This is a genomic window from Dialister sp., assembly GCF_051885895.1.
Lineage (GTDB): Bacteria > Bacillota > Negativicutes > Veillonellales > Dialisteraceae > Dialister.
This window is the reverse complement of the sequence record NZ_JBJEXP010000088.1, coordinates 10,810-31,777: the sequence shown is the minus strand read 5'-3', so window position 1 is coordinate 31,777 and position 20,968 is coordinate 10,810. Positions and strand designations below refer to the sequence as shown.

The window sequence follows — 20,968 nt, the reverse complement described above, 5'->3', positions numbered from 1 at the left end:
AGAGGCCCAGGTCATTATCATCAATACCTGCACCTTTATTGATCCCGCCAAGGAAGAATCGGTGCAGACCATTCTGGAAGCGGCGGAATACAAGAAAACAGGAAAGTGCGAAAAACTGGTGGCTGCGGGCTGTCTGACCCAGCAGTACAAGGAAGCACTGGGAAAGGAAATTCCTGAAATTGACGTATTCATCGGTACCGATTCCTGGCAGCATATTCTGGAAGCGGTAAATGAATCCTATGAGAAGGATGAAAAGGTCTACAGCTTTGATACCACGCCCTGCGCCAATGAAGAACTGATTCCCCGGCAGACGCTGACTCCGGGATATTCGGCTTATGTCAAAATTGCGGAAGGCTGCAGCAACGGCTGCACATTCTGCTACATTCCCTATGTAAGGGGCCCCATGCACAGCCGTCCGATTCCATCTGTGGTGCATGAAGTCAAAAGGCTGGCGGCAGAGGGCATACGGGAATTCAATCTTATCGCCCAGGATCTTTCCTGCTACGGAAGAGATCTTCATAACGGCACCAGCCTGGCCGCTCTTCTGCGGGAACTGGTGAAGATCGAAGGGGTGAAATGGATCCGTCTGTTCTACCTTTATCCCACCTATTTTGATGATGAACTGCTTGATGTGATCCTGAAAGAGGATAAAATCTGCAAATATGTAGATATTCCGCTGCAGCATATCAGTGATGCCGTTCTTCAGAGAATGCACCGCAGGGATTCCTCACAGAGCATACGGACTCTTCTCCACAAGCTCAGAGCTGCTTCTCCCCGCATGACTATCCGCACCACCCTGATGGTAGGATTCCCGGGAGAAACCGATGAGGATTTCCGTGAACTCTGTGACTTCATCAAAGAAGTCCGTTTTGATGATATGGGGGCTTTCAAGTTTTCGCCCCAGGATGGCACACCGGCAGCAAAGATGACGGGACAGATTCCGGAAGAAGTGAAGGAAAACCGTTATCATGAGCTCATGGCTATCCAGGCCGGTATTTCAGAAGAAAATAATGAAGAGCTGATCGGCATGGAAACGGAAGCGCTGGTGGAAGAGCTGGTAGACGACGGGGAAGGACACATGCAGGCGAAGGGAAGGACTGCCTTCCAGGCACCTGAAGTGGATGGAAACGTATATATTGACAATCCGGGAGATTTGAAGCCCGGAGATTTTGTAAAAGTAAAAATTGTAGACGGCTATGCCTATGATCTGATTGCGGAAAGAATTTAACTTTTCCAGGAAAAATTATGATTACAGAAATCGTTACCACAGGAACGGAACTGCTGCTGGGTGAAATTGCCAATGAAAATGCCCAGTGGCTGGCTTCTTTCCTGAATGAGCATGGATATACAGTGGCCTATATGACAGTGGTAGGAGACAACCCCCGCCGCATGGAGGAGGCTTTCCGGACAGCTCTTTCCAGAGCAGATCTCGTTATTACCTCCGGCGGTCTGGGATCCACACTGGGAGATATTACAAAAAAAGCCGGCGCCCAGGCCATGGGACTTTCTCTGGTCCATGTGGAGGAAGAATCGAAGCGGCTGAAGAAATACTATGAAGACAAAAAGAGGCCTTTTCTTTCTTCCCTGGACCGGCAGGCCTGGTTTGCAGAGGGCGCCCATCTTTTCCCCAACGATGCGGGATCAGCCAGCGGATGCGCCCTGTGCAGGAACGGGAAAATCCTGGTGCACCTCCCCGGTCCTCCCTTTGAGATGAAGACCATGATGCGAAATCATGTCATGCCCTGGCTTACAGAAAAACTGGGTTCTCAGGGTCTGATCCGCTCTCTTGTCCTTTCTGCCGTACAGATGACGGAAGCGGAAATCGAAGAGAAAATAGGAGATCTGCTGCGGAATCAGTCCAATCCCACCCTGGCCCTTCTGGCCAGACCGGGCTATGTGGCTGTCCGTATTACAGCCCGGGGAGCTGATGAAGCGGAAGTGATGGAACTCATAGAGAACATGGCGGAAGAAATTGAAGGAAGGATCAGGGTCAGCCGGTATCACCTGGAAGGGGATGTGCTGAATGATCTGCACCATCTGCTTCTGCAGGAAGGCTTCACCGTAAGCGCGGCAGAATCCTGTACCGGCGGACTCATCGGGAAATTCCTCACCGACAATCCCGGAAGTTCTTCCTATTTTAAAGGAAGTGCCGTCACCTATTGGAATGAAGCCAAGGAGAAGGTGCTCTCCGTCAGGAAGGATACGCTGGACGAACTGACAGCAGTAAGCGGTCCTGTGGCCGCTCAGATGGCGGAAGGCTCCAGAAATCTCTATGGCAGCGACATTGCTGTTTCTACCACCGGCTATGCCGGCCCCGGCCGGGGAGAACGGGGAGAAGAGCCCGGTCTTGTCTATATCGGAATTACGGGCCCGCTGGGCACGAAAGTTTATCAGGAACAGTTCTTTGGGTCCCGCAGAAGCGTGCGGTATGGCGCTGCGGAAAAAGCACTGTACTATATTCTTTCCTATGCCGAGCGCCTGAAAGAGAAAAAACAGGATGATTTATGAATTCAGCGGCGCCGGTAATGCTGCTTCCGGCAGAGATCGGCAGCGCTGACATGATAATAGAATGGCAGGATCTGAAAGATCCTGTAACCTTATTGATCAACTTTACTTTTAAATGCAGTTGAAGGAGGATTTCCATGGCAAACCAAACAGAATTAAGCCCGGAAAAAAGAAAGGCTCTTGAAAGTGCCATGCACCAGATTACAAAAGAATTCGGAGCAGGCTCCATTATGCGCCTGGGAGATATGGGAGACAAGCTGGATATTGATGTGATTCCTACCGGTTCCCTGGCTCTGGATATTGCCGTAGGCGTTGGCGGATATCCAAGAGGAAGGGTCATTGAAATTTACGGCCCTGAATCTTCCGGTAAAACCACCCTGGCTCTTCATGCCATTGCAGAAGCACAGAAATTGGGCGGCGTCGCTGCTTTTATTGATGCGGAACATGCGCTGGATCCCATGTATGCCCATCATTTGGGCGTGGATACGAAAGATCTTCTGATTTCCCAGCCGGACAGCGGGGAACAGGCCCTTTCCATCTGCGAATCCCTGGTACGGAGCGGAGCTGTGGATATTGTGGTCATCGACTCCGTGGCTGCCCTGGTTCCCAAGCAGGAAATTGAGGGAGATATCAGCGATCAGTCCGTAGGGCTTCAGGCTCGTCTCATGAGCAAGGCTCTCCGCAAGCTGACAGGAATTATCAGCAAGTCCAGGACGATTGTCATTTTCATCAACCAGATCCGTGAAAAAGTGGGCGTCATGTTCGGAAATCCGGAAACCACCACTGGCGGCAGGGCACTGAAATTCTATGCATCCATGCGTATTGAAATCAGAAGAGCGGAAGCTATTAAGAACGGTACGGAAGTAATCGGCAACAGAACCCGTGCCAAAGTAGTGAAGAACAAGGTGGCACCGCCTTTCAAAGTGGCAGAATTTGATATTATGTACGGGGAAGGGATTTCCAAGGAAGGCACCCTTCTGGATATTGCCGTCAACATGGATATTATCCAGAAGAGCGGCGCCTGGTATTCCTATAAGGGAAGCCGTATCAGCCAGGGCCGGGAGGCAGCCAAGACCTATCTGAAGGAACACCCGGATGTGGCGGATGAAATCGACCGGATCATCCGCGATACCCTTGTTGTAGAACCGGATCACTTCGAAGATGGCGTATTATCGGAACAAGACGGGGAAAACTGAGAAGAGCTGCTATGAAGCAGCCCTCCATCTCCTGAAATACCGGGGCCAGAGTGAAATGGAAATGCGCCGGAAACTGAAGGAGAGAAGCTACGGGGAAGAAGACATAGAAGATACAGTGGATAAGCTGAAGCATTACGGCTATGTGGATGATGAAAGTCTGGCGGAGGATGTATTTCGTGCCTTCCGCAGCCGCCGGTGCTACGGCAATTCCTACATTCTTCAGAAGATGAAAGCCCGTGGGCTTCCCTGCCCTTATCGGATTCCGGAAGAGGAGGAAAGGGACAATGCCTTCCGCCTCCTTGCAGCGCGGGCCAAGACCATGCCTTCCCTGCTGACCAACTACAGGAAGGCGGCCTCATTTCTCCTGCGGAGAGGATTTTCCTCATCTGTTATTCTTTCTGCCCTGCGGGAAGCAGGGGTGGAGGATGAGTCCTTTGATATGTAAATAAAAAGTCAAAAAGAAAAGTCAAAATAAAGAAAAAGATCCTTTTTTCGTCATGAAAGAAGGGTCTTTTTTATGGAGAAATCAAAATAGAATTCTTAAATATATCGGTAAAAACAGGGGAAAAATACATATCTGTCCCGGAAAAAAGAAAAGTAAAAATTTTTTATTTAACCTATTGACTATTTGACTTTAAAGCTATATAATAGGACTGAAAGTTGAGAGAGGCTAAAGAAAGCGGTGAGTGTCAAATGAATAATACAATGTTATCAGACAGGATTGAAAAGTTCATTCTGGAAATGCTGGACAAGCAGACCAGCGACCAGGTGCTGCTAAAGAGAAAGGATGTGGCGGATCTGTTAGAATGCGCCCCGTCCCAGGTGACCTACGTCATCAATACCCGTTTTTCTTCCGATGACCGGTTTGTAGTAGAGTCCCGAAGAGGAAGCGGCGGATATATCAAGATATCCCTGAGGAGCGGAAATCCGCAGGAAACGGGTAAATTCTCTCCTTCTACGCAGGACCGTGAGGAAAAGAGCAAAGGCCAGTCCCGGGGAAAGGAAAATCCCAACAGTATCCAGGCCATAGAAAACGGACTGGACGGGTACTACCGAATGCTCGTAGATTATGACATTATTTCCGGTCAGGAATACCGGCTGATTTGTGCAATGACCCGGACCATGCTGGAGTTTTGTCCTGAAAGCCACCGCAGAGAGGCGGCCAAGACAATGATTCACCGCATAGAGTGGGCCTTGAAAGGAGAATAAATTATGCTTTGTGATCGCTGTCATGGAAGAGAAGCTGTAGTCCATGTGACACAGATCGTAAATGGAAATAGAACAGAAAGGCATCTGTGCCGGGAGTGCGCGGCAAAAGAAAATCTCATGAACCCGTCCATGGATTTCTTCGGCCGTGATCTCTTCAGAAACAGTTTTGACAGTTTCTTTAACGATGGTTTTATGAATTCTCTGTTCCGTCCGGCAGAAACGGCCATTGAAAGCCTTGCCTGCCCGGAATGCGGGAAAAAATATGAAGATTTCAAAAAAGACGGCCTTCTGGGCTGCCCGGGATGCTATGAAGCATTTCGTGATAAACTCCGTCCGGCCTTCCAGCATATGCAGGGCGACCACCGGTATAAAGGCGAGGAACCGAAAAAGGCGGAAGCCAGGAAAGAATCGCCCAGACTTACGGAGCTCAGAGACCAGCTGGGCAAACTGGTAGCCGAGGAAAAATATGAGGAAGCAGCCAAGGTGAGAGATGAGATTCATAAACTGGAACAGGAAGGCAAAGGAGGCACATCCAAATGACGCTGGATGAAGTTTTGGGAAACGAGCTTCCCCGGTGGGCACAGATTGCCAAGAATGACCCCGTCATCTTCACGAGGATGGAGCTTCTGCGGAATCTGAAGGATATGCATTTTCCCGCCCGGCTGAAAGAGGAGGAAAAGGCGGAGGCACTGAAGAAGGTAGATGAAGCGGTGCAAAGCCTCAATGATCATGGATACGGCCCCTTTATTCCCTATTCTCTGGAATCCCTGAACGGATCGGAAAAAGACCTTTTGAAAGAAAAAGGATATCTTCCGGAAGGAGAAGGGGGACTGGATGGGAACAACCGTCTCTATCTCAATGAGGACGGCAGCCTGGCAATCCGGACCAACGTAGGTGATCATCTGGGGTTCCTCGGATTATCCGGCGGAAATACCATTTTCAGCCTGTGGAAACGGACCACCCGTCTGGTGGAGGAAGCTTCCCAGGTTCTGGAGTATGCCTTTGACCGGGAATTCGGGTACCTGACTTCTTCACCTCAGTTCACCGGTTCCGGCATGAAAATGACAGCCCTTCTCTTTCTGCCCGGTTTCTCCGTCCACGACAGGATAGGAAATCTGTCAGAGTTCCTGGAACTCCGCGGATTTCATCTGTCTCCGGCGGCGGGAAAGGCAGACAGCCGCTATCCCTTCTATCTGATAGAGAATACCCGCTCCCTGGGAATCCGGGAAGTGGACTACGTATCGGAACTGGATAAAATCCTTCAGGAAATCAGCGAGGAAGAAGGAAAGCTGTGGAAAGAAACCTTCCAGAGCTCGGAGGATGTACTCCGGGACAGAATCTGGCGGGCGCTGGGCATTCTGAAATATGCAAGGCGCATGAGCCGGGAAGAAGGGCTCTATCTGTCCGGTCTCATCCGCATGGGAATTAATGCAGACATGATTCCCGATGAAGACGGCCTGACCTTTTACCGGCTCTATTCCCTCATTCCCGACAGCCAGGTGGCGGAAATCACCCACACGGAGGAAGGAAATGAAAAGGATATGGAAATGTGGCGTTCCGCTCTCCTGCGGGATGCATTGAAAAACTTCTGATTATTCATTGATTCATTTTGAGTCAATTTTATCGTATAGATATCAATAAAAAGTACCATTCACTCTCAAGTAAAGGAGGAGTTCATATGGAAGATAGATTTACAGACGGCGTGAAAAACGCCTGGAAATTTGCCGGTTCCGAAGCTGCCAAACTGGGCAGTGACTACATCGGCACCGAACATCTTCTTCTGGGCATTGCCCATGAAAAAGATACGGCCGGCGGCAAGATTCTGAATTCTCTGGGCGTTACCGTGGAAGCGGTAGAACAGCTTCTGGCTCAGTACAGCCAGGGAAGATCCATTTTTTCCACCGGTGAAATATATACGGCGCCCAGAACCAAAAGAGTGCTGGAGCTGGCTGTGGAGGAAGCCAACGAACTGGGCAATTCCTATGTAGGCACAGAACATCTGCTTCTCGGCATTCTGCGTGAAGGCAGCGGCCTGGCTGTGCGTATTCTGGAAGGCTTTGGCGTCACCCAGGATAAACTGCAGAAGGCTTTTGAAAAATTTGTTTCTGAAGACAGCGGCAAATCGGATAAATCGGCTGATCTTGGCGATCTGGACGGCTTTGCCGTAGACCTGAATGAAAAAGCCAAACAGGGCAAAATCGATCCGGTCATCGGCCGTAACGACGAAATCAACCGTGTCATTCAGATTCTGTCCCGTCGTAACAAGAACAATCCGGTCCTCATCGGTGAACCGGGCGTAGGCAAGACGGCCATTGCAGAAGGCCTGGCACAGCGCATTGTAAGTAATGATGTGCCGGAAATTCTGAAAAACTGTCATATTATTTCCCTCAACATGTCCTCTGTGGTAGCCGGTACCAAGTACAGAGGCGAATTTGAGGAAAGACTGAAAAAAGTGATTGAAGAAGTGAAGAAGCATCCGGACTGGATCCTCTTTGTGGATGAACTGCATACCCTGGTGGGCGCAGGCTCCAGCGAAGGCTCCATGGATGCAGCCAACATTATGAAACCGGCACTGGCAAGAGGGGAACTGCGCTGCATCGGTGCAACCACTCTGAAGGAATACAAGAAATATATTGAAAAGGATGCTGCCCTGGAACGCCGTTTCCAGCCGGTCAAAGTGGGCGAACCGACTCCGAAGGATACCCTGGAAATTCTGAAAGGGCTGCGTGACCGCTATGAAGCCTTCCACAAGGCTAAAATTACGGATGAAGCACTGAAAGCGGCAGTGGAACTTTCCGGCCGTTATATTACCGACCGCTTCCAGCCTGATAAAGCCATCGATGTCATTGATGAAGCAGCAGCCAAAGTCCGTATGGAAGCTTCCTCTGCACCGGAAGGCCTGAAGAAGAAAGAAGGAGAGCTGGAATCCATTAATAAGGAAAAGGAAGCTGCCGTTTCTTCTCAGAACTTTGAAAAAGCAGCCATCTACAGAGACCAGGCCAAGAAGCTGCAGTCTGAAATCGATGCCCTGAAGAAAGACTGGAAGGGCGGCGATCATGACCATCTGACCGTAACGGAAGAAGATGTGGCGGAAGTAGTGTCCAAATGGACCGGCGTGCCGCTGCAGAATCTGAAAAAGAGCGATTCGGAACGGCTGCTCCATCTGGAAGATGAACTGCATAAGAGAGTCATCGGCCAGGATGAAGCTGTTCATGCTGTGGCTACGGCTATCCGCCGTGCAAGAGCAGGCATGAAGGATCCGAAACGTCCGATCGGTTCCTTCCTCTTCCTGGGTTCTACTGGTGTGGGCAAAACCGAACTGGCAAGAGCTCTGGCTGAATGTATGTTTGGCAGCGAAAAGAATATGATCCGTTTCGATATGTCCGAATATATGGAGAAACATGAAGTCTCCCGTCTGGTCGGTGCACCTCCAGGATATGTAGGCTATGAAGAAGGTGGCCAGCTCACCGATGCTGTCCGCCGCAATCCTTACAGCGTCATCCTCTTCGATGAAGTGGAAAAAGCGCATATGGATTTCTTCAATATCCTCCTGCAGGTACTGGATGACGGCCGTCTGACCGATGGCCAGGGCAGAACCGTGGATTTCACCAACTGCGTCATCATTATGACCAGCAACCTGGGATCCAATTTCCTGAAAGGTCATATGAAACAGCTGGGATTCTCTTCCGGTGAGAAGGAAGAAAAGCAGAATTCCTTCGAAGAAATCAGAACCATGATTCTGGATCAGGTGAAACGGACCTTCCGTCCGGAATTCATCAACAGAATCGATGAAATCGTAGTATTCCATCCGCTGACTCCGGAAAATCTCTCTGCCATTGTGGACCTTATGCTGAAAAAAGTATCCGGCAAACTGGAACACTTCCATGTGGCTCTGGACGTTTCTGATGAAGCCAAGAAGATTCTCATCAGCCATGGTACCGATGTGGAATACGGTGCCCGTCCGTTGAAGAGAACCATCCAGAAAGAACTGGAAGATCCGATTTCCGAAATCATTCTGCAGGATGGGCTGAAAGATAAGAAAGTCCTCCATGTAGGCAAGGATGACAAGGATAAACTCACATTCAAGGCTGAATAATAGGCGCCTCTGAAGTGTAGTATAATGGAGCTGTGCATAATGCATGGCTCCATTTTTTTGCTTTTAAAATATCGGCAGTGCATGGAGGAGTTCATGGACCGGCGGCCCTGCGAAATATCTGAATCCCTGGCTAGGAGGATAAAGCCTCCGGCCTGCGCCCTGCCTTCTTATTTTTTCCAGTATTTATTATCGGTTATCCCCAAAGGAGTAATTCATGGCCAACAAAGTACGTACCAAATATATATGCTCCAACTGCGGAGCTGAAACATTGAAATGGATGGGCCGCTGTCCCCAGTGCGGCGAATGGAATACCCTGGAGGAACGGGTGGAGACACCGGCTCCGAAAGGACTGGGGGCTGCCTTTTCGGAAGAACCGGGCAGCCGCGCCGTACCGCAGAAGCTTTCCTCCATCCGCTATGAGGGAGATCAGCGGATTCTCCTGCATATGAGAGAGGTGGATCGGCCGCTGGGCGGCGGGATCGTTCCGGGTTCTGTCATTTTATGGGGCGGCGAACCGGGTATCGGCAAATCCACGCTGATACTCCAGATCTGCCATGCCATGGCCTCCCAGGGAAAGGACGTGCTTTACTGCAGCGGGGAAGAATCGGAAATCCAGGTGAAGCTCCGGGCGGAAAGGCTTCATGTGAACGATGCCAACTGCTATATTTATGCAGGCAGCAGCATTGACAGTATTCTGAAGGAAGCGGAACGGCTGAAGCCCTCCATGCTGGTTATCGATTCCATTCAGACCATGTATATTTCCGGCGTTGATTCTCCCATGGGAAGCCCTGCCCAGATCCGGGACTGTACGGCGGCTCTGGTGCGGTTTGCCAAGAAAACCAATATTTCCGTCATGATCATCGGCCATGTGACGAAGGAAGGAAATCTGGCCGGCCCAAGAATTTTAGAACATATGGTGGACGTGGTATTTTATCTGGAAGGGGATAGAAGCTACCAGTTCCGGGTGCTTCGCACCGTAAAAAACCGCTTCGGCTCCACGGCGGAATCAGGCCTTTTCGTCATGGAAGGCAATGGTCTGAAAGGGATTGAGGATCCGTCGAAATACATGCTCCGCAACCGGAGCGATGCGGCGCCTGGTTCCATGGTGGCAGCCTGCATGGAGGGGCTGCGGCCGGTGCTGGTGGAAATCCAGGCCCTTACAGTCCACTCGGTGCTTGCCATTCCGCGGCGGATTGCAGCGGGTTATGACTACAACCGCATGATTATACTGCTGGCGGTATTGGAAAAACGGGTGAGGATTCCCTTTTCCAGCGATGATGTGTATCTGAATGTGGCCGGCGGATTCCGGGTCAGGGAAACGGCGGCGGATCTTTCTGTCGCTCTGGCCCTGGTATCGGTGAAAAAAGAGATTCCTCTTCCTGCCGGGCTTATGGCCCTTGGTGAAATCGGACTGACGGGAGAAATCATGCCTGTCTCCAAAATCGGTCCCCGGCTGAAGGAAGCGGCGAAAATGAAATTTGACCGTTTCCTCCTTCCTGAAGGAAACAGGGAAGAAGTGACGGACTTCTGCAAGAGCAGCGGCATGGAGGGCATGCTGGATTCCATGGTATTCATCAGACATTTATCGGAAGCGGTAGAGTATATCAAATAAAGAGAAAATACCGGTTCTGCCGGCGGGGATCCGCCTTCTTCTCCGGACTCTCTGCACTCCTTTTTCCTCTGATTTTCCGGTAAATTACCCGTAATTCCTTGATTTTATTGAGGAAATCCATTCCTGATTGTGGTAAAATAAAAGAGAAATTAGTATGATAAACTGGATAATTATGAAATTGGATGCGTATTGGATGTATGATGTAGAGTCAAAGGAAGTGCAGGCATGAAGAAGAAACTGTGCGTTCTGCTGTTGACAGGCGTGCTTGCTATGGGTACAGCAGGAATGGTTCAGGCAGATTACATGATCGGCTCCCAGGGAACGGAAGTCAGGAATCTGCAGAAACGGCTTAATGTGTATGGCTTTAAAGTCAAAACGGATGGAAATTATAATGCAGCTACCTGCAATGCAGTGAAAAAATTTCAGAAAAGAAGGCATCTGGCAGCTGACGGCATCGTAGGACCGGTAACCTATAAAGCGCTCATGGGGAAAAGCATGTATACAGCAAAACCGGCCAAAACAGCAGGCCGGGGCAATGCTTCTATTCCCTATGTGGGAATCGATGATTCCCGGGTGGAATGGCATAAGCCGGGTCCTGTAAGTGAAACAGTGCAGGCCATTACGGCAGAAGCCAAGAAGTATGTGGGTGTGCCTTACCAGTTTGGCGGCACCACTCCCCGCGGATTTGACTGCTCCGGTTTTATTCAGTATGTATTTAACCGAAAGGGCATTATACTTCCCCGGGCGGCAGATGAACAGTATCTTTCCGGACGGAAGGTGTCTGTCAATGCATTGGAACCGGGAGATCTTGTGTTCTTCAGAACCTATGATGAAGGAATTTCTCATTCCGGGCTCTATCTGGGAGATGGATACTTCATCAGTGCTACCAGCAGCCGGGGTGTGGCGGTAGCAACCATGAAGAACGGATATTGGCATGACCGGTATGTTGGAGCCAACCGGGTGCTGTAAGGATCAGGATGAAATACAAGAGGGCTGTAAAGAAATATTTGCTTAGAAGCGCCGTTACAATGGGGTTCTTTAATGAAGTCCATGCTTCCCGGATATTTCCGATACAGCCTTTTGTGTTGATTGATGAGAATATCCCGGACCTGTCCGGAAATCGTAAAACTGCGGGATTATATGAATATATAAATATGTCAGAAATGGCGGGGTGATGGAATGAAAATAGCGATGCTGCAGATGGATGTGGCAGAAGGAGATAAGGAAAGAAATATCCGGCACGCATTTTCCATGATGGAAGAAGCGGCGCATGGAGCAGATGTGCTGGTGCTGCCGGAGCTCTGGACCATCGGATATAATTTTCATGATTTTGAAAACCGGGTCACCCGGGTGAACGATGGGCTTCTGGACAGGCTTTCCTCCTTTGCTTCCTTCCATCACATTACCCTGGAAGCAGGGACACTGCCCATGGAAAAAGACGGAGCTGTAAAGAACATGGGTATTCTTTTCGGCCCGGACGGCAGGATACAGGCCCATTACAGCAAGCGCCATCTTTTTTACGGCTATCTGGAAGCGGAACTCATGGTGCCCGGCTCTCATCTGATGAATACGGACATTGGCGGCGTCAGGACCGGCATGGCCGTATGCTACGAATTTTATTTTCCTAAAATGTGGCGGAAAATGGCCAAGGCAGGCACCACCCTGGTGCTGGCTCCCGCATCCTGGCCGAAAGCCCATCTGCCCCAGTGGGATGTGCTTACCCGGGCCAGGGCCATCGAAAACGGCATGTGCATCTGCGCAGTCAATATGGTAGGCACCTACCACGGCGTGCAGCTGGGAGGCCATTCCCGGTTCATCGATCCGGTGGGCCATGTGGAAGTCGAAGGCGATTTAAATGAGCATATCTATTATGCGCAGTATGATGAAGTAAAATATAAAAATCTGGGCAAGCAGCTGGCAGTGATCCGTCTGGAAAAGGAAATCGGCGGTTAGTGGGGATTGGGCCTGGAAGCGGAACCGCTTTACAGGAGTACACCGGCCTTTCGATCATTCCCGGCTTTCGGGAGGGGGTCCGGAGCCGCCTGGAATTTTATTTCGGACTCAATCTATAAACAAATATCTATTTGCATGGACGTTGCAAGTCATATATAATGAAGAACATAACTAGTTTAAGGGGGTTTATCATGAAGGGCAATGATATTCGCGAATCATATCTTTCATTTTTTGAAAATCAAAAAGGCCATCTGAGATTGAAGAGTTTTTCTCTGATCCCGAAGGATGACCCCAGTCTTCTGCTGATTGGTGCCGGCATGGCGCCTTTGAAGCCCTATTTCACAGGAAAGGTGGAACCGCCCCGTCATCGGGTGACCACCAGCCAGAAGTGTATCCGTACCGGCGATATTGAAAATGTAGGTCATACCGCCCGCCATCATACCTTCTTCGAAATGCTGGGCAATTTCTCCTTTGGAGACTATTTTAAGAAGGAAGCCATTTCCTGGGCCTGGGAATTCCTGACGGAAGTATTAAAACTTGACCAGTCCCGTCTCTATGTCACCATTTATCCGGATGACAATGAAGCCCATGATTACTGGCATAAAATGATCGGACTTCCGGAAAACCACATTTATCCGCTGTCTGATAACTTCTGGGAAATCGGGGAAGGACCCTGCGGCCCGGACTCTGAAATTTTCTATGACCAGGGCGAAGAATTCGGTACAGACCCCGAAAACCAGATGGGCGGCGACGGCGACCGCTTCCTGGAAATCTGGAACCTCGTATTCTCTCAGTATGACCGTCAGAAGGACGGCTCCTACCTGCCTCTGGCCAAGAAGAACATTGATACCGGCGCAGGCCTGGAACGTCTGGCTGCAGTGCTGCAGAAAAAGAAGAACAATTTCGAAACCGATCTGTTCTTCCCGATTATTGAAGAAGCGGCTGCTCTTTCCGGCGTGCCCTACGGCAGCAGCGCCCAGGGAGATGTAGCCCTGAAAGTCATTTCCGACCATGCCCGTGCCATTACCAACATGATCGCCGACGGCATCCTTCCGTCCAATGAAGGACGGGGCTATGTACTCCGCAGAATCCTGCGCCGTGCAGTCCGTTTCGGAAAACTGCTGGGCATCCAGGATGCCTTCATCGGCCAGATGATCGATGTGGTTATCAGCATGATGAAACCGGCATATCCGGAACTGGTGGATAAACAGGCTTTCATTAAGAAAGTAGCCGGCGTAGAAGAAGAAAGATTCCATTCCACCCTGAATGCAGGCACGGATCTTCTTTCCGAAATGCTGGAAGATACAAAGAAAAAGCAGGGTACCATCCTTTCCGGGGACAAGGTATTCAAGCTCTATGATACCTACGGCTTCCCCTGGGAACTGACCGATGAAATCGCCAAGGAACAGGGCCTCACCATTGATAAGGAAGGCTTTGAGGCAGCCATGGCGGAACAGAAGGAAAGAGCCCGTGCAGCCCGTGCCAAGGTTTCCGCTAAAGTAGCAACTCCGGATACCACCAAACTGGATGCAAAGAGCCTTACCGCGGAAGACAGAGACGGAGAAACAAAGCTCCTTCTTCTGGGCAGAGACGGAAAGGAAATCAAAGAAGCAGCTGACGGCACAGAAGTGACTGCCATTCTGCAGAACAACCCCTTCCATGCCGAAGGCGGCGGCCAGATCGGCGACACCGGCACCATTACCGGTGAAGAAGGCGTCATTGACGTAGAAGATACGAAAAAACTGCCCGACGGCATTATTTATGTGATTGGCACTGTCCGCGAAGGCACCATCCGCGAAGGAGATACGGTGAAGGCAGTCGTAGACCGGGAAAGAAGAGAAGACCTGGCAAGGAACCATACAGGCACCCATATGCTGCAGGCCGCTCTTCGTGAAGTGCTGGGAAGCCAGGTCAACCAGGCCGGTTCTCTGGTTCTTCCCGATCGTCTCCGTTTCGATTTCACCTGGCCGGAACCTCTTTCCGCCAAACAGCTGGAAGCGGTGGAAGCAGCAGTGAACCGGGAAATTCTCCATGCCCTTCCTGTATCCATTGTGGAAATGCCTCTGGAAGAAGCAAAGAAATCCGGTGCCATGGCCCTATTCGGAGAAAAGTACGGCTCTGTGGTGCGGGTGGTTTCCGTGGGAGATTTCAGTAAGGAACTCTGCGGCGGCAGCCATGTGAAAAATTCCGGGGAACTGGGTTCCTTCCGGATTATCAGCGAAGGCGGCATCGGCTCCGGACTGCGCCGTATCGAAGCAGTGACCGGCAAGAAAGCCTATGAAATGATGAAGGCTGACCGGGCTCTCCTGGCTTCTTCTGCAGCTCTTCTGAAGGGAAAGGTAGAAAACATCCCTGAGAAGATTGAAAAAGTGCTGGCAGAAGTGAAGGACCTGGAACGGCAGCTGGAATCTTTGAAGAAACAGCAGACAAAAGATGAACTGGACACCATCATGAAGAATCTTCAGGAAAAGAAAGGCATTCCTTTCTTCGGTGCCGTAATTCATGCAGATACCATGGATGATCTCCGCAAGGCAGCGGATGTGGTGAAGGCCAAGCTGACAGGAGGTGCCTTTATTCTGGGTACCGTATCCGGAGACAAGGTCAACCTGGTGGGCATGGCTTCCCCTGAAGCGGTGAAAGCGGGCATCCATATGGGCAAGGTCGTTTCCAAAGCAGCCAAAGTATGCGGCGGCGGCGGTGGCGGCAAGCCCGCAGTAGCACAGGCCGGAGGCCGTGATACTTCTAAACTGGAAGATGCAGTCAGTGCAGGCGTAGCAGCCATAGCAGACATGCTTGATTAAGGAGGGATATTTATGTCAGTCTCTGATGAAACAATTTTATTTAATACCAATGCCGATGAAGGAGAGAACCGGCAGGCTGCCATGATTTTGCAGGAAGTCTATGGGGCTCTGAAAGAAGCAGGGCACAATCCTACGGTTCAGCTTGTAGGATATCTTGTTTCAGGAGAACCGACATATATCACCAGCCGTCATGACGCAAGAAGGCTGATTTCCGGCATTGAAAGAGATGAACTGGTGGAAGAGCTTGTCCGTTTCTACGTGAAGCATAAAGGCCTCTGATATGAGGATCATGAGTCTTGACGTGGGCTCCGTCACCATCGGCGTGGCTGTGAGCGACCTCTTCGGCTGGACCGCCCAGGGACTGGAAACGATCCGGCATACTACCAGAGAAGCTGATTTCAAAAGGCTTCGGGAACTCACCGATGAGTACAAGGTGGAAGAATTCGTTATCGGCCTGCCCCTCAACATGGATGGCTCCAGAGGCATCCGGGTGGAGCGGACAGAAGCCTTTGCCCGGGAGCTGGCGGAAGCCTTCCCGGACATTCCCTACCATTTCTGGGACGAAAGGCTGACTACCGTGATGGCGCAGAAACAGCTTATCGCTGCCGACGTAAGCCGGAAGAAACGAAAGAAAGTCATAGATAAAATGGCAGCTGTGGCTATTCTGGAAGGATATCTGCAGCATCTTTCTTTTAAAAACAGAGGATAAACCTATGACCGAGAAAAAAGAAGACCCCATTATTATTACCATCACCGGCCCTGACGGCAGTGAAAAGGATTATGTCCAGGATACGGTCATTCCCTTCGCAGGCAAAGAATTTGCCGTTCTGGTATCCATACCGGAAAAAGCAGAAGAGGAAGAAGAGCCGGATATTATCCTTGCCCGTATTGACAGGGACGAAGACGGCGAACCGGTCTATGTTCCGCCCACGGATGAGGAATATGATGCGGTGGCGGACATTTACGACGCTATGTAAAGAAAGCATGGATTCACCGGGCAGCTGTGAAATCAGTGCTTTCCGGAAATGAAACTTCACGAGAACTGCGGCTTTTTCTGCCGCAGTTCTTTTGTGATTTCTTTTTTATCGGGGATATACTCTTTCTCCTGTAAAAAGAGGGAATGTGATAAAATAAGAGGAAAGCGCCCTAAGGCCGCAGGGCCCTCAAACCGTCCGGAAGGCGAAGCCCATTCCGGACTGAACCCTCGGCCTGAAGCGAAGCGTGCAGGGGTGAAACCCCGCACCGGCAGGGCGCCTGCCTTCGGAAATACAGTTTTCTGCCGCCGGTGAATCACCGGCTGATGAATACAGGCAGATAAATATAAATTGAGGAGGACTTATGGGTAAACATTTTTCTTTTATCCATTGCGCTGATCTCCATCTGGGGGAACCGTTCAGTGATATCCGTATGGGAAGCAGCGGTCCCTGGAATGAACAGATCGGCAAGGCTACCTTTAAAGCCTTTGAAAAAGTGGTGGATGCAGCACTGGAAAACAGGGTGGATGCCATCCTGATTTCCGGCGATGTATATAACGGGGATCACCACAGTCTGGCAGCCCAGATGTCCTTTGCCCGTGAGCTGTACAGAGCGGCCCAGGGGGGCATTGAGGTTTTTATCGTCCATGGCAACCATGATCCCGGCGAAGCCTGGAGAGCGGATATCCCTCTGCCGGAAACGGTTCATATTTTCCCGGCAGACAAGGTGACCTCCTTTCCTCTCATGAAGGATGGAGAAAAGGCTGCCACCATTTACGGAATTTCCTATAAGACCAGACATGTGAAGGAAAATCTGGCTCTCCAGTTTCACAGGGAAAAGGATGACGGCTTTGCCATCGGCATGCTCCATACGGAAGCGGGAGCCGCTTCTTCTCCCTATGCGCCCTGCACGGTGGATGATCTGAAAGCCGCCGGCATGGACTACTGGGCCCTGGGCCACGTGCATACAAGAAAGACTCTTTCTACTTCTCCCTACATCGTATATCCCGGCAATACCCAGGGGCTGAGCCTGAAGGAAACAGGCGTGAGAGGCTGTTACCTGGTGGATGTAGGAGCCTACGGGACAGTGACCTTGAAGTTCATTGAAACCGACGTGATCCGCTGGATGGACATGGTGGTGGATATATCCCCCTTCTCCCAGACGGAGGAACTGATACAGGCTGTTACGAAACGCCGGTCCGGGCTGAAGGAGCTGACCGGACGGCCCAACATTATCCGTCTTGTATGTACGGGAAGCGGACCTCTTCACAAAATCCTTTCTACAGAAGACGGGAGAGACTTTATTCTCCAGTCCCTGAACGACAAGGAACAGTTCCGCTATCTTTTTGCCTGGTTCGTCCGACTGGAGGACAGGACCAGGAGCCTGCTCCATCTGGAAGAGCGCAGGGAGCTGCCGGATGTGACCGGCAATTTCCTGAAGGCCTTTGACGCCGTGAACCAGATGGATCCGGAAAAGAAGAAGGAAGAACTTCGGCGGACAGCGGAAAAGCAGCCGGAATTTGTAAAATATAAAAAGCTGCTGCAGTCCCTTTCTGACGAAGATCTGCTGTATGCATTTCAAAAATCAGAGCTTCTGGGAGCGGAAATGCTGACGGAAGAGGAGGAAGACAATGAAAATCACTGATCTGCAGCTGGAGCAGTATGGTATATATAATCATGCTTCCTGGCAGCCCTCTCAAAGTTCCCTCAACATTGTAATGGGGGAAAATGAAAGCGGAAAAACCACCATGCTCCGGTTCATAAGGGATATGCTTTTCGGCTATCCCCGGGGAAAATGGCAGGGAAGACGGGGCAATATGGGATTTGTCCGGTCCGACGGCCAGTTTTACCGTGTCTATCGAAATGAAAAGGAACAGTGGTTTGAAAATGAAAACCATGTGAAGTTCAGTGAAGACCTGCCTGCTGTGTGGTGGCACGGACTGAACCGCTCCATTTATGAAAAAATATTTGCCGTAGGGCTGGAAGACCTGCAGGGCGCTTCCTTCCTGTCCAATGACAGCGTAAGAAGCCGATTCTTTATGCTCCAGGGCGGCGATAAGCTGGCCAATGTCCGTGCGGACATTGAAGCGTCCAAGGCCAAGCTTTTTACGTCCAGCACCCAGGGCAAGCGGAAAATCAACCAGCTGGCTCAGGAGCTGGAAGAAGCGGAAAAAGAGCTGGACAGCCTTTCCCATCAGGAAAAGGACTTTTCCGACCTTCAGCGCAAACAGAGCGAAATGAAGGAAAAAATTGCCGCTCTTCGCAAAAAGCTGGATGAGGACAATGAAGAAAACAGCCGGCTGGAAAAACGGCTGGGCGCCTGGAAATACTATCAGCAGGCGGTTAATGTGAAACATCAGCTGGACCTGTCCAAGCAGGTTACCATGTTCCCTTCCAACGGCAAGGAGCAGTGGAACCAGCTTATGAACCGGATGAAGGTGATTCATGACCAGAAAGAATCGCTGCAGGAAAAACTGGATGCCTACAAGCCGGTGAAGAAGGAAGAAATCATTCCCTGGCTGGGCATGGAAGATGAGCTGGAAAAACTGTACGTGGATCTGGGCCAGTGGAGACAGACCCAGGCCGATGCAGAGGCTATGGAAAAAGAAAAGGCGGACTGGCGCATCGATTACGTCAATCTGGGATACAGCCTGCCTCTCTGGGACCATGCACTGAGCCTTGATACTCCCTGCGTCAATGTGGACTGGGAGGAAGGCCGGCGGCTTTCCAAGAGTCTGGGCGTCCGGAACAATGAGCTTCATTTCTGGGCCCAGCGGGAGCCGGAGGTGGAAACCCTTTCCGAAGACATGGCCAAAACCGCCTCTACCCAGACAGAGTCGGACTGGCAGAATATTGAATCCATGGCTGCCGGACTGGAACGGGTGCTTCATGAGGAAGCGGACATCCAGTCCCAGATCGAGGAAATCAATGCCACAGAAGATAAAAAATATACCCCCTGGTTCTGGCTGAGCCTGGTATGCATCCTGGGGGCAGCCGGCGGAGTGGCCGCCTTTTATACGGCCAGGGCCGGATACATGGCTGTCTATGGTGCCGCCGCCGCCCTGGTGCTGGGCATTCTGTTCTACATACTCCACAGCCATACCATCCACCGGAAGGGCCGCACCCTGGAAAAGCTGTCTGCCCGGAAGGAAGCACTGGAAACGGAACGCAGATCCATCAGTGATAAATTCCCGGGACAGGCGCCCAAAACGGTGGATGAACTGAAAGCCTTCCATAACCTGATGCAGGAAAAGCGGTCCGGCTTCTACAAAGACCAGGCCCAGCGCCAGGCAGTTTCCTGGAAAAAGGAAACCATCCGGAAGCAGGAGCAGCAGCATAAAAACTGGGAAGAGGAAGGCTCCATTCTCCGGGAGAAGAAAGAAAAGGCGGAAAAAGCATGGAATGAATGGCTCCAGAAGAACCGCCTCCCCAAAACGGGATTTGAAAATCTTTCCGCCCTGCAGGAACAGTGGCAGAAAATCTATTCCGCCGAAGGAAAGGGGAAAATCATTGATTTCCGCCTGGAACAGACTGACGCCAAACTGGACGCCTTCTGCGAACGGGCCAAATCCATTATTTCCGCCACCGGCCTTCCCTATGCCGTCAGCCCTGACAGCATTGCGGAAATCTACGAGGAAAACCATCGGAGAAGCCTGGAATGGGAAGCACTGCAGGAAAAGAACAAGCAGCATGAATCCTATGAACAGGAAATGGCCAAGCTTGATGACAGCTGGGCATCCTGCCAGCGGGAAATGGATACCCTGCTTAATCTGGTGAATGCGAAAAATGCGGAAGAATTTGCGGAAAAAGTCAATGCCCATGAACACCATGACCAGATCGTCAAGGAATGGGAACGGGTGAAACAGGACCTCCGCATGTATGCAGGAGGAGAAGAAGAATTCCAGTCCCTGTGGCATGCCCTGGAAACAGGACAGTATGACCAGTGGATGGAAGATCATACCCGTCTCACCAGAGAAATTGAAGAGGAATCGGCGGAGCTGGGAGAACTCCAGCGGAGCCAGGGCGCCATGGACAATGAAATATTCCGTCTGGCCGGCGATGACTCCATCACCGAAGCCCTGCAGAAAAAGGAACGGATTGAAGCGGAACTGAAATCCGCCCTTATGGAATGGCTTACCCTCATGTATACGGAAGAACTGCTCAACCGGGCCCAGTCCATTTATGAATCGGGCCGCCAGCCGGAAATCATGAAGATGGCCAATGAATTCCTGAAGGAAATGACCATGGGCAAGTATTCCCTGCACATTTCCGACAACGGTAAGGACATCTTCATCGAAGACAGCATGCACGATGTGAAAAATGAAAAAATCTGGTCCTCCGGCACCGGCGACCAGGTTTATCTCTCCATCCGCCTGGCCATGGCCCTGTCTTTCGGCGAGCAGATTGAAAACCTGCCTATTGTGCTGGATGATATCTTTGTCCGCTTCGATGAAAAGCGGCAGAGAGAAACCCTGCGCTTCCTCATGGAACTGGGAAAGAAGCAGCAGATTTTCCTCTTCACCTGCCACGAACGGACCATGCATATTGCGGAAGAAGTGGGATATGAAAAGGGAACCGGAGAATTCATCCACCTGTCTGCCGGACAGATCGAGCAGGTGGGA

Annotated in this window: 17 protein-coding genes; all 17 read left to right on the top strand. The window is 50.9% G+C overall.

From position 1 onward, the window contains the following. Positions 1-1,228: 30S ribosomal protein S12 methylthiotransferase RimO (gene rimO, locus ACI4N7_RS07890; RefSeq protein ID WP_439732810.1), on the top strand; the 1,228-nt coding region annotated here is incomplete at its 5' end. A 17-nt stretch (positions 1,229-1,245) separates the two neighbouring features. Continuing rightward, the gene (locus tag ACI4N7_RS07885; protein WP_439732809.1) at positions 1,246-2,508 is read left to right on the top strand and encodes a competence/damage-inducible protein A; all 1,263 of its coding nucleotides are present in this window, start codon (positions 1,246-1,248) and stop codon (positions 2,506-2,508) included. Between the two features lie 134 nt (positions 2,509-2,642). Further along, entirely contained in the window at positions 2,643-3,701 is a 1,059-nt protein-coding gene (gene recA, locus ACI4N7_RS07880) for a recombinase RecA (RefSeq protein ID WP_439732808.1), read from the top strand. Continuing rightward, positions 3,667-4,146, top strand: coding sequence for a regulatory protein RecX (locus tag ACI4N7_RS07875; protein ID WP_439732807.1), 480 nt, complete (start codon positions 3,667-3,669; stop codon positions 4,144-4,146). Before recA ends, ACI4N7_RS07875 begins: the two co-directional genes overlap by 35 nt. Before the next feature lie 248 nt (positions 4,147-4,394). Further along, positions 4,395-4,910 carry a CtsR family transcriptional regulator gene (locus ACI4N7_RS07870; RefSeq protein ID WP_439732806.1) on the top strand — a complete coding sequence of 172 codons (516 nt, stop codon included), beginning with the start codon at positions 4,395-4,397 and terminating at the stop codon, positions 4,908-4,910. A 117-nt stretch (positions 4,911-5,027) separates the two neighbouring features. Continuing rightward, the gene (locus tag ACI4N7_RS07865; protein ID WP_439732805.1) at positions 5,028-5,450 is read left to right on the top strand and encodes a UvrB/UvrC motif-containing protein; all 423 of its coding nucleotides are present in this window, start codon (positions 5,028-5,030) and stop codon (positions 5,448-5,450) included. Further along, on the top strand, positions 5,447-6,502 hold the full coding sequence (locus ACI4N7_RS07860; RefSeq protein ID WP_439732804.1) for a hypothetical protein: 1,056 nt from the start codon (positions 5,447-5,449) through the stop codon (positions 6,500-6,502). The genes ACI4N7_RS07865 and ACI4N7_RS07860 overlap by 4 nt, the downstream gene beginning before the upstream one ends. Positions 6,503-6,588: 86 nt before the next feature. Continuing rightward, positions 6,589-9,006, top strand: a complete 2,418-nt coding sequence (locus ACI4N7_RS07855; RefSeq protein WP_439732803.1) for an ATP-dependent Clp protease ATP-binding subunit — start codon at positions 6,589-6,591, stop codon at positions 9,004-9,006. Between the two features lie 214 nt (positions 9,007-9,220). Further along, on the top strand, positions 9,221-10,618 hold the full coding sequence (radA, locus tag ACI4N7_RS07850; RefSeq protein ID WP_439732802.1) for a DNA repair protein RadA: 1,398 nt from the start codon (positions 9,221-9,223) through the stop codon (positions 10,616-10,618). Between the two features lie 225 nt (positions 10,619-10,843). Then, on the top strand, positions 10,844-11,587 hold the full coding sequence (locus ACI4N7_RS07845; RefSeq protein ID WP_439732801.1) for a C40 family peptidase: 744 nt from the start codon (positions 10,844-10,846) through the stop codon (positions 11,585-11,587). Positions 11,588-11,797: 210 nt separating this feature from the next. Continuing rightward, entirely contained in the window at positions 11,798-12,571 is a 774-nt protein-coding gene (locus ACI4N7_RS07840; RefSeq protein WP_439732800.1) for a nitrilase-related carbon-nitrogen hydrolase, read from the top strand. A 191-nt stretch (positions 12,572-12,762) separates the two neighbouring features. Then, positions 12,763-15,372, top strand: a complete 2,610-nt coding sequence (gene alaS, locus ACI4N7_RS07835) for an alanine--tRNA ligase (RefSeq protein WP_439732799.1) — start codon at positions 12,763-12,765, stop codon at positions 15,370-15,372. A gap of 12 nt (positions 15,373-15,384) precedes the next feature. Next, positions 15,385-15,651 carry an IreB family regulatory phosphoprotein gene (locus tag ACI4N7_RS07830; RefSeq protein ID WP_439732798.1) on the top strand — a complete coding sequence of 89 codons (267 nt, stop codon included), beginning with the start codon at positions 15,385-15,387 and terminating at the stop codon, positions 15,649-15,651. Between the two features lies 1 nt (position 15,652). Next, positions 15,653-16,081: a Holliday junction resolvase RuvX gene (gene ruvX, locus ACI4N7_RS07825; RefSeq protein WP_439732797.1), complete on the top strand. Its 429-nt coding sequence runs from the start codon at positions 15,653-15,655 to the stop codon at positions 16,079-16,081. Between the two features lie 4 nt (positions 16,082-16,085). Continuing rightward, the gene (locus tag ACI4N7_RS07820) at positions 16,086-16,349 is read left to right on the top strand and encodes a DUF1292 domain-containing protein (RefSeq protein ID WP_439732796.1); all 264 of its coding nucleotides are present in this window, start codon (positions 16,086-16,088) and stop codon (positions 16,347-16,349) included. 361 nt (positions 16,350-16,710) lie between these two features. Beyond that, on the top strand, positions 16,711-17,991 hold the full coding sequence (locus tag ACI4N7_RS07815; RefSeq protein ID WP_439732795.1) for a metallophosphoesterase family protein: 1,281 nt from the start codon (positions 16,711-16,713) through the stop codon (positions 17,989-17,991). Then, the coding region (locus tag ACI4N7_RS07810) for an AAA family ATPase (protein WP_439732794.1) at positions 17,978-20,968 on the top strand (2,991 nt) is incomplete at its 3' end. The genes ACI4N7_RS07815 and ACI4N7_RS07810, both read left to right, overlap by 14 nt.